The organism is Microlunatus capsulatus, from assembly GCF_017876495.1.
GTDB classification, from domain to species: domain Bacteria; phylum Actinomycetota; class Actinomycetes; order Propionibacteriales; family Propionibacteriaceae; genus Microlunatus; species Microlunatus capsulatus.
The window spans coordinates 3,809,413-3,819,692 of the sequence record NZ_JAGIOB010000001.1; the positions used below are offsets into that span (position 1 = coordinate 3,809,413).

Genomic DNA, 10,280 nt, shown 5'->3' on the forward strand with positions numbered 1-10,280 from the left:
TCAGCGCACCAGGCCGGCCCCGAACCGCTCGGGGGCGATCAGCGGCCGGATGGTGCGCTCCACCGCGCCGCGGGTGAAGGCCCGCCGGACGACGTCGCGGCCGGCCACGTTGCCGATCGCGCCCATCACCATCGCCTGGTCCAGCGACAGGTAGCGCCGGGCCACCGTCCCCGAGCCGACGGCGACCGCGTCGTAGAAGCCGCCGTCGCCGTAGACGCCCAGGTCGCGCTCCATCTTCCTGAGGTTCGCCAGCGCCTGCCGGGGCTCGTGCTGCAGGGCCAGGAACGAGGCGTGCGGGGTGACCACGCCGTCGCCGAACGTCGGCGACGGGTTCGTCCCCGGGCGCACGGTGCCGAAGCCGCGGTCGACGTCGGTCCGCTCGGCGTCGGAGAAGTAGCCCGCCGGGTTCATCCCGATCGCGTCGACGCCGTACTCGCGGTACCCGCCGCCCGGCTCGCTGGCGGGTGAGAAGCCCCAGTACCCGTAGCCGGCCTCCTCGAGGCCGTGCTCGCGGTGCGCCCGCACGGTGAGCGGGTGGTTGACCCCCCAGGAGCGGGGCGCCCACCGCGCCTCCGGGACGAAGACGTCGGGCATCAGCGCCTCGAACATCGAACCGCCCCAGCCGGGGACGACGCGCATCCCCCGGTAGGTGTAGGCGCCCTCGAAGACGTCGATCCCGGCGTAGCGGCGGGTCCGACCCACGGGCTGCTGCTCCTGCCAGTCGCGGTCCAGCGGCAGCACCCGCCAGGTCGCGTAGTAGTGCTCGGGCGGCACCTGGCCCCGGGCGATGGCGATGTAGGAGGCGATGCGGGTCTCCGAGACCGTCGTGTCGTAGTAGTTCGGGGTGAACCAGACCGCGTCGTCGGTGCCCGGGACCACGCCGGGCACGGCGGCCCCCGGCGGCTCGGCGTCCCAGAACCCCCCGCGCAGCAGGCCGGCGCCCAGGTCGCCGTGGTCGGCCGGCTCCGGGTCGTAGAAGGCGCCGAAGTCCATCCGGCGGAGCAGCCGCGCGGCCTCGTCGGCGACGGCCGGCTCGGCCGACCGGACGACCATCAGGCCGGCCGCCAGCCAGCCGTTGTCCACGCTGGACAGGAACGGGTCAACCCGGTCCCCGCTGCCCGGCCACTGGGTGAGCACCTCCCCGGTCGCCTCGTCGTACCAGTTGTAGAACATGCCGCTGGGCCGGTGGTGGCGCAGGCCGGCGAGGCTGTCCAGCGTCTGCCGCAGGCGCCGCCGGCTCTCCCGCCGCCCGATCAGGCCCAGCTCGCGGGCGACGACGGTGCTCCACAGGTAGCCCCCGATGTTGGTCGGAGAGGTGTAGCCGCTGCGGACGGGGTCGGTGACCGGGCCCTCGACGTTGTCGGCCGTCAGCCCGGTCGTCTCGTCGGTCATCGCGACCAGGGAGGTCCAGGTGTCCCCGGCCCAGCGGCGCAGCGGGCTGCGGTGCCGGGCTCGGGCGGCGGCGGAGGGGAGCGGGGCGACGGCGCCGCCGAGGGCGGCCGTCCCGGTGGCGGCGAGGCCGCCGGCCAGCAGGTGGCGACGTGACAGGGTGGTCATGGCGAACTCCTTCGTCCTCCGGTGCCGGCCGGCGCCGGCCTGACCCGGCCGACGGTAGCGGAGGCCCCTGACAGCGCGGCGGCCGCGCTCGTGCGGGATTCGTCCTCCTCGGGCCGCGCTGGTAAGTTGGGGGCTGCCGTTCGATCGGCCGCGGACCACCAAGAGCTCCCCTCACACCGAGTGAACCCCCAGAACACGGGGCCCGGGGGCGCCGCGCAACGGGAAACCGAAGGAGAGAACGTGGCTTTTGACGCTGCCATCAAGAAGCAGACCATCGACGAGTTCGCCACCCACGAAGGTGACACGGGTTCTCCCGAGGTCCAGGTCGCGGTCCTGACCCGGCGCATCGCGCACCTGACCGAGCACCTCAAGGAGCACAAGCACGACCACCACAGCCGTCGTGGTCTGATGCTCCTGGTCGGCCAGCGCCGTCGCCTGCTCAACTACGTGGCGAAGACCGACATCAACCGCTACCGGTCGCTCATCGAGCGCCTCGGCCTGCGCCGCTGACGTCGTCGGAGCGGTCCTCCCGGCCCCCGGGACGGGGGACCGCTCCTCCCCGCACCACCCGCACGGCACCACCCACAACTGAACAGTCGTCAACCACCCGCTGAACCGCATCCCGCACGCACTCGACGCGGAGAGCTTCGGTCCTCGGTAGTGGTCTTCGGGTCCGCCGGCCTCGTGCCGGCGGCGCGCAGGTCGTCACCTGCCCGACCCGCGGACCTCGATCGAAGACCGGCCTCCACAGCTCCGGGGGAGCAGGGCCTCGTGGCACGAGGCCGTCGAGCAGCCGCCGTCAGGCGACAGGTGTGCGGATGTGGTCCACACCTCCGGCGAGCCGATCCGGCCGCCACAGAAAGGATTCCCGTGGAGGGACCTGAACTGCACTTCACCGAAGCCGTCATCGACAACGGGGCCCACGGCCGCCACGTCGTGCGCTTCGAGTCGGGCCTGCTGGCCCGGCAGGCCGCCGGCTCGGCGACCGTCTACCTCGACGAGGACACGATGCTCCTCTCGGCCACGACGGCCCAGAGCAAGCCGCGCGACGCCATCGACTTCTTCCCGCTGACCGTCGACGTCGAGGAGCGGATGTACGCCGCCGGGCGCATCCCCGGCTCCTTCTTCCGCCGCGAGGGCCGCCCGTCGGAGAGCGCGATCCTCACCTGCCGGCTGATCGACCGCCCGCTGCGCCCCTGCTTCGTCAAGGGCCTGCGCAACGAGGTCCAGGTCGTCGTCACCGTCATGGCGCTCAACCCGAACAAGACCTACGACGTCGTCGCCATCAACGCGGCCTCGATGTCCACCCAGCTGGCGGGCCTGCCCTTCACCGGCCCGATCGGCGGCGTCCGCGTCGCCCTGATCGGCGACCAGTGGGTCGGCTTCCCCGACGTCGACCAGCTGGGCCAGTCGACCTTCGACATGGTCGTGGCCGGCCGCGTGCTCGCCGACGGCGACGTCGCGATCATGATGGTCGAGGCCGAGTCGACCACCCAGACCTGGGACCTCGTCCGCGGCGGCGCGACCGCCCCGACCGAGCAGGTCGTGGCCTCCGGCCTCGAGGCCGCCAAGCCGTTCATCAAGGCCCTGTGCGACGCGCAGGCCGAGCTGGCCACGCACTTCCCGAAGACGACGGCGGAGTTCAAGATCTTCGCCGACTACGCCGACGACGTGTACGCCGCCGTCTCCGACACCGTTACGGCCGAGCTGTCGCAGGTGATGTCGATCGGCGACAAGCAGGACCGCGAGGAGGCGACCGAGGCGCTCAAGGCCTCCCTCGTCGCCCGGCTGTCCGAGCAGTTCGCGGGCCGCGAGAAGGAGATCACCGGGGCCTACCGGGCGCTCACCAAGAAGCTCGTCCGGCAGAAGATCCTCACCGACAAGGTGCGCATCGACGGCCGCGGGCTGAGCGACATCCGCACCCTGTCCGCCGAGGTCGACGTGATCCCGCGCGTGCACGGCTCGGCGCTCTTCCAGCGCGGCGAGACCCAGATCCTGGGCGTCACCACGCTGAACATGCTGGGCATGGAGCAGAAGCTGGACACCCTCTCGCCCGAGACGTCCAAGCGCTACATGCACAACTACAACTTCCCGCCCTACTCCACCGGTGAGACCGGTCGGGTCGGGTCGCCGAAGCGGCGCGAGATCGGGCACGGAGCGCTCGCCGAGCGCGCCCTGCTGCCGGTGCTGCCGACGCGCGAGGAGTTCCCCTACGCGATCCGCCAGGTCTCCGAGGCGCTGGGCTCCAACGGGTCCACCTCGATGGGCTCGGTCTGCGCCTCCACCCTGGGCCTGCTGAACGCCGGTGTGCCGCTGCGCGCCCCGGTCGCCGGCATCGCCATGGGTCTGGTCTCCGACACCGTCGACGGCGAGACGCGCTACGTCGCGCTGACCGACATCCTCGGGGCCGAGGACGCCTTCGGCGACATGGACTTCAAGGTCGCCGGCACCAAGGACTTCATCACGGCCCTGCAGCTGGACACCAAGCTCGCCGGCATCCCGGCGTCGGTCCTGGCCCAGGCGCTGGACCAGGCCAAGGACGCCCGGACCTCGATCCTCGAGGTCATGGCCGAGGCGATCGACGGCCCGGACGAGATGAGCCTGTTCGCCCCGCGGATCATCACGATCCACATCCCGGTGGACAAGATCGGCGAGGTCATCGGCCCGAAGGGCAAGGTGATCAACCAGATCCAGGACGACACCGGCGCGCAGATCTCCATCGAGGACGACGGCACGATCTACGTCGGCGCGGACTCCGGCGACAAGGCCGAGGCGGCGCGGGCGATGATCAACGCCATCGCCAACCCGACCATGCCGGAGAAGGGCGAGCGGTACCTCGGCACCGTCGTCAAGATCACGGCCTTCGGCGCCTTCGTGTCGCTGCTGCCCGGCAAGGACGGCCTGCTGCACATCAGCAAGCTGCGCCCGCTCGCCGGCGGTGCCCGCGTGGACAACGTCGAGGACGTCGTCAGCGTCGGCCAGAAGATCCAGGTCGAGATCAACGAGATCGACGACCGGGGCAAGCTCTCGCTGATCCCCGTCGTCGAGGAAGAGGCGTCGGTCTGACCCCCACGGCCTCACCTGCCGCTCCGCGGCGAACCGCACGGCGTCACCCCATCGTGGGTGGCGCCGTGCGGCGCACCACCCTGGCGAACGGGCTCCAGGTGGTCACCGAGCACATGCCCGCCAGCCGGACGTTCTCCCTGGGCGTCTTCGCCGGCGTCGGCTCCCGGCACGAGACGCCCGCCCTGCACGGGGCGTCGCACTTCCTCGAGCACGTGCTGTTCAAGGGCACGGCCCGGCGCACCGCGGAGGAGATCTCCGCCGCCGTCGAGGCGGTGGGTGGCGAGCTGAACGCCTACACCACCAAGGAGTACACGTGCTTCTACGCGCGCGTGCTCGCGGCTGACGCCCCCCTGGCCGTCGACGTCCTCACCGACATGATCACGGCCTCGCGGATCACCGCCGCCGACCTCGACGGCGAGCGCGACGTCATCCAGGACGAGATCGCCATGCACGCCGACGACCCCGGCGAGGTGGTGCAGGAGCTCGTCGCCGACCACGTCTTCGCCGGCTCCGGGCTGGGTCGCACCGTCATCGGCTCGCCCGGCTCCATCGCCGCGCTGAGCCGCGACCAGGTCGTGCGCTACTGGCGCCGGCACTACGGTCCGTCGTCGCTGGTGGTGGCGGCCGCGGGCCTCGTCGACCACGACCGGCTGGTCGAGCAGCTCGCGCCGCTCGACGCCCGCCCGTCGGCGCCCGCGCTGAAGCCGCCCCGGCCCACCGTCGTCAACCCGCGCGGCGGGCTCGTCACGGCCCAGCGCCGGGTCGAGCAGGTCAGCGCGGTGCTGGCCTACCCCAGCCCGGGCCTCTTCGACGACGCGCGCTACCCGCTGGGCCTGCTCTCCCTCGTCGTCGGCGGCGGCATGGCGTCGCGGTTGTTCGTCGAGGTGCGGGAGCGCCGCGGCCTCACCTACGGCATCGACGCGGGGGAGACCACCTACTCCGACGCCGGCCTGTGGAGCGTCGACTGGCAGTGCGCGCCCGACAAGCTGGCGCCCATCGTCGACCTCGTCCGGGCGACGCTCGCCGAGGTCGCCGAGCACGGCGTCACCGAGGCCGAGCTGGCCCGCGCGCAGGGCCAGATGCGCGGGCAGACCGTGCTGTCCTACGAGAGCCCGGGCAGCCGGATGAGCCGGCTGGGGGGCAACACCGTGCTGGGCGACGACCGCACGCTGGCCGAGGTGCTGGACCGCTTCGACGCCGTCGACGTCGGCCAGGTCCAGGCCGCGGCGGCCGCGCTGTTCGCCGGTGAGCCGGTGCTGGGCCTGGTCGGTCCCCGGGTGCCCGCGAAGGTGCTGCGAGACTGGTCCTGACGTCGGCCGGGTGGCCGCGGGACGCCAGGAGGAGCAGGACATGACGAAGGTGGCCGTCTTCGGCGCGCGCGGGAAGATGGGCGCCGAGGTGTGCCGCGCCGTCGAGGGCGCCGAGGACCTGGAGCTGGTCGCGGCGGTCGACGCCGGCGAGGACCTCCGCGCCGCCGAGGGCGCCGACGTGGCCGTCGACTTCACCCACCCCGACGCGGTGATGGACAACCTCGCCTGGTGCGTCGCGCACGGCGTGCACGCCGTCGTCGGCACCACCGGCTTCGACGACGCCCGCCTGGAACGGCTGCGGGCCCTGCTCGCCGAGCGTCCGGAGGTCGGGGTGCTGGTGGCCGCCAACTTCTCCATCGGTGCCGTGCTGATGATGCGCTTCGCCGAGCAGGCCGCCGCCTTCTACGAGAGCGTCGAGATCGTCGAGCTGCACCACCCGGGCAAGGCCGACGCCCCCTCGGGCACCGCGACGACGACGGCCCGTCGGGTCGCGGCCGCGCGGGCGGCCGCCGACCTGCCCGCGCCGCCCGACGCCACGATGCAGGAGCTGCCGGGCGCGCGCGGCGCCGACGTCGACGGCATCCGTGTGCACGGGGTCCGGCTCCGCGGCCTGGTGGCCCACCAGGAGGTCCTGCTGGGCTCGGAGGGGGAGACGCTGACGCTGCGGCACGACTCCCTGGACCGGGTCTCCTTCATGCCCGGCGTGCTGGCCGCGGTCCGCGCCGTCGGCGACCGGCCGGGGCTGACCGTCGGCATCGAGCCCGTGCTCGGGCTCGGCTGATGGCGGCCCGCCGCCGCCGGTCCCCGCTCACCGGGTTCGTCGTCCTCGGGGTGGTCGCCGTCCTGGTGGCCCTCGGGCTGGTCCTCGGCGACCGCTACGTCGAGCAGCGCGTCGAGCGCGAGGCCGCCGCCCAGCTCCAGGCCGAGCTCGGCAGCCCCGCGCCGCCCGCCGTCGACGTCGAGGGCTGGCCCTTCCTCACCCAGGTCGTCGCCCAGCGGCTGCCCCGGGTGCACGTCGTCGCCGACGACCTCGGCGCCGACGGCGGCACCGCGGTGCCCGTCGCGCACGCCGACCTCCTGCTCACCGACGTCACCACGCCCGACTGGTTCCGGACGCTGGAGGCCGCCCGCGTCGAGGGGACCGCCCGGCTCGACTACGACGCCCTCGGCGCGCTGGCCGGGGTGCCGCTGGCGCCGGCGGGCGGCGGCCGGGTGCAGCTGGAGCGGACCACGTCGCTCTTCGGCGCGGAGGTCAAGGCGACGGTGACCGGCCTGCCCCGGCTCGACCCGGACGCCCAGACCCTCACCCTCACCGACCCGACGATCGACGTCGCCGGCGTCACCCTGCCGCAGACGGCCGCCGATGCGCTGCTGCGAGCGGTGGTCCAGCCCATCCCCGTCCGCGGGCTGCCGCTCGGGCTCCGGGTCATCTCCGTCACCGCCGGCGACGACGCCGTGGACGTGGGCCTGCTGGGCGAGGACGTCGAGCTCAGCCGCTGAGCGCTTCCGCTCCCCGAGCCGCGCTCCCCGAGCCGGTCGAAGGGCTGCGCTCCCCGAGCCCGTCGAAGGGCGCGCCCCGCGCCCTGAGCCCGTCGAAGGGCTCCTCAGCCCAGGTCGGTGTGCAGCCGCACCTGGCGCAGCCGGACGTCGACGTCGTCGGAGCCGAGCTCGCGGCTGCTGCCGTCGGGGGCCCAGCCGGCGGAGGTGAGGAAGCGGCGCAGGGCGTCGTCGGTGGTGCCGACCCACCAGCGGGCCCGGGTGAAGCCGTCGGCGCGCAGGGTGTCGGCGCAGGCATTCAGCAGCCGGGAGCCGTGACCGCGGTGCCGGGCCGGCGGGTCGACGGCGAACTCCTGGACCTCGCCGTCGGCGGCGGGGTCGGCGTCGGGGTCCTGGGCCGGGACGGTGGTCGCGTAGCCGACCACGCGGGACTCCTCGACGGCCACCAGCACCCGGAAGCGCGCCTGCGGCGGGCGGGCGATGGCCTGCTCCCAGGCGGCGGCCATCTCGGCGGCGCCCACCCCGGCCAGCACCTCGGCGGCGACGTCGGGGTCGAGCTCGGCCGCCCACACCCGGCGCTGGACGTCGGCGATAGCGACGGCCTCCGCGGGCCAGGCGAGCCGGACGGAGTCGGCGACCGGCGTCGAGGGGGAGCTCACCCGCGCGATGCTAGCCGAGGGCCGCACGACCCCCGACGCGTCGCGACGCGCCCCCGGAGCGCGCGCCCGCCGTCCGCACGACACCGCTCCTGTCGGCACTCCCCTGTAACGTGGTCCGACGTGGCAGCCAGCAGCTTGAAGAACCCTCCCGCCCAGCAGGGGAACGCCCTCCGGGTGATCCCCCTCGGCGGTCTCGGCGACATCGGCCGGAACATGACGGCCCTGGAGTACAAGGGCCAGCTCCTGCTCATCGACTGCGGCGTGCTGTTCCCCGAGGAGAACCACCCCGGCGTCGACCTGATCCTGCCGGGCTTCGGCGTGATCGAGGACCGGCTCGACGACGTGGTCGGCGTGGTGCTGACGCACGGCCACGAGGACCACATCGGCGGCGTCCCCTACCTGCTGCGGCAGCGCACCGACATCCCGCTGATCGGCTCGAAGCTCACCCTGGCCCTGGTCAGCGAGAAGTTCCGCGAGCACCAGATCCGCGGCGTGGTGAAGCGCGAGGTCACCGACCTCGAGCGGATCACGGTCGGCCACTTCGACCTCGAGTTCATCGCCGTCAACCACTCGATCCCGGACGCGCTCGCCGTGGCCGTGCGGACGCCCGCGGGCCTGCTCCTGCACACCGGTGACTTCAAGATGGACCAGCTCCCGCTGGACGACCGGATCACCGACGTCCGCTCGCTGGCCCGGCTGGGGGAGGAGGGCGTCGACCTCTTCCTCGTCGACTCCACCAACGCCGAGGTGCCCGGCTTCACCACCCCCGAGCGCGACATCGCGCCGGCGCTGGAGCGGGTGTTCAGCCGCAGCAAGCAGCGCGTCATCGTCGCCTGCTTCGCCTCCCACGTGCACCGCGTGCAGCAGGTGATGGACGCGGCGGCCGAGCACGGCCGCAAGGTCGTCTACGTCGGCCGCTCGATGGTCCGCAACATGGGCGTCGCCCGCGACCTCGGCTACCTCAAGGTGCCCGAGAACACGCTGATCGACATGCGCGACATCGACAAGCACCGGCCGCAGGACGTCGTGATCATCTCCACGGGCTCCCAGGGCGAGCCGCTGTCGGCGCTGTCCCGGATGGCCAACCGCGAGCACCAGGTGATCTCGCTGAAGCCGGGCGACACCGTCGTGCTGGCCAGCTCGATGATCCCGGGCAACGAGAACGCGATCTACCGCGTCATCAACGGCCTGACCAAGCTGGGCGCGAAGGTCGTGCACAAGGGCAACGCCATGGTGCACGTCTCGGGTCACGCCAGCGCCGGCGAGCTGCTCTTCTGCTACAACATCGTGAAGCCCAGGAACGTCATGCCCGTGCACGGCGAGAGCCGCCACCTGATCGCCAACGCCGACCTGGCCGTGGCCACCGGCGTCCCGCGCGAGCGGACGATCATCGCCGAGGACGGCTCCGTCGTCGACCTGCAGAACGGCCGCGCGCGGATCGTGGGCAAGGTCGACGCCAGCTACATCTTCGTGGACGGCTCGACGGTCGGGAACATCACCGAGTCGGCGCTGACCGACCGGCGGATCCTCGGCGAGGAGGGCTTCATCTCCATCGTCACGGTGGTCAACACCCACACCTCGACGATCACGAGCGGACCGGACATCCACGCCCGCGGCTTCGTCGAGGGCGAGCACGTCTTCGACAGCCTGCGGCCGCTGGTCGTCGAGGCGCTGGAGAACGCCCTGCAGGAGGGCATCGACGACCCCTACCGCCTGCAGCAGGCCGTCCGCCGCCGGACGGGCAAGTGGGTCAACGACACCCACCGCCGCCGCCCGATGATCATCCCGGTCGTCATCCAGGCCTGAGGCCCCACGCACGTCGAGGTCCCTCCCGCACGTCCGGCTGGACGTGGGGGAGGGAGCTCGTGGTGCTGCAGGCGTCCGGGAACGCACAAAACCCGCCTCCCGGAGGAGGCGGGTCAGGGGCGATCAGGTCAGCGGGTGACCTTGCCGGCCTTGATGCAGGAGGTGCAGGCGTTGACCCGCTTCGGCGCGCCCGACACGATCGCGCGGATGCGCTGGATGTTCGGGTTCCAGCGCCGGTTCGTCTTCTTCTTCGACCAGGGCACGTTGTGGCCGAAGCCCGGTCCCTTGCCGCACACGTCGCATACCGCTGCCACTGGAGTTGCTCCCATTGCTGTCTGACATGAAGTGCCGCCCCGCGGGCGGCGTCCTTGGGTCACCCGTACGG

9 protein-coding genes are annotated in these 10,280 nt (G+C 72.8%); 6 read left to right on the forward strand and 3 right to left on the reverse strand.

Annotated elements, in window-relative coordinates:
• Positions 1-1,557, reverse strand: a complete 1,557-nt coding sequence (locus tag JOF54_RS17700) for a glucoamylase family protein (RefSeq protein ID WP_210058209.1) — start codon at positions 1,555-1,557, stop codon at positions 1-3.
• 240 nt (positions 1,558-1,797) lie between these two features.
• Here JOF54_RS17700 and rpsO point away from each other — a divergent pair, with 240 nt between their 5' ends.
• The 5 genes from rpsO to JOF54_RS17725 all read left to right on the forward strand — a co-directional run bounded on the left by rpsO (position 1,798) and on the right by JOF54_RS17725 (position 7,433).
• Positions 1,798-2,067 carry a 30S ribosomal protein S15 gene (gene rpsO, locus JOF54_RS17705; protein ID WP_210058211.1) on the forward strand — a complete coding sequence of 90 codons (270 nt, stop codon included), beginning with the start codon at positions 1,798-1,800 and terminating at the stop codon, positions 2,065-2,067.
• A gap of 360 nt (positions 2,068-2,427) precedes the next feature.
• A complete protein-coding gene (locus tag JOF54_RS17710; protein WP_210058212.1) occupies positions 2,428-4,623 on the forward strand; it encodes a polyribonucleotide nucleotidyltransferase in 2,196 nt (731 codons plus the stop codon).
• A 65-nt stretch (positions 4,624-4,688) separates the two neighbouring features.
• Positions 4,689-5,933: a M16 family metallopeptidase gene (locus JOF54_RS17715; RefSeq protein ID WP_210058214.1), complete on the forward strand. Its 1,245-nt coding sequence runs from the start codon at positions 4,689-4,691 to the stop codon at positions 5,931-5,933.
• A gap of 40 nt (positions 5,934-5,973) precedes the next feature.
• A complete protein-coding gene (gene dapB, locus JOF54_RS17720) occupies positions 5,974-6,714 on the forward strand; it encodes a 4-hydroxy-tetrahydrodipicolinate reductase (protein ID WP_210058216.1) in 741 nt (246 codons plus the stop codon).
• Complete coding sequence (locus tag JOF54_RS17725; protein WP_210058218.1) at positions 6,714-7,433, forward strand: LmeA family phospholipid-binding protein; 720 nt, start codon at positions 6,714-6,716, stop codon at positions 7,431-7,433. Before dapB ends, JOF54_RS17725 begins: the two co-directional genes overlap by 1 nt.
• A gap of 104 nt (positions 7,434-7,537) precedes the next feature.
• Here JOF54_RS17725 and JOF54_RS17730 read toward each other — a convergent pair whose 3' ends face one another.
• A complete protein-coding gene (locus JOF54_RS17730; protein WP_210058220.1) occupies positions 7,538-8,089 on the reverse strand; it encodes a GNAT family N-acetyltransferase in 552 nt (183 codons plus the stop codon).
• A 120-nt stretch (positions 8,090-8,209) separates the two neighbouring features.
• Between JOF54_RS17730 and JOF54_RS17735 the strand changes: the two genes are divergently transcribed.
• Positions 8,210-9,895 (forward strand): ribonuclease J, encoded by a 1,686-nt coding sequence (locus tag JOF54_RS17735; RefSeq protein WP_210058222.1) that lies wholly within the window; start codon positions 8,210-8,212, stop codon positions 9,893-9,895.
• Positions 9,896-10,023: 128 nt separating this feature from the next.
• On the opposite strand, the gene rpmB is transcribed toward JOF54_RS17735, so the two are convergent.
• Entirely contained in the window at positions 10,024-10,209 is a 186-nt protein-coding gene (gene rpmB, locus JOF54_RS17740) for a 50S ribosomal protein L28 (protein ID WP_091411178.1), read from the reverse strand.
• Between the last annotated feature and the right edge of the window lie 71 nt (positions 10,210-10,280).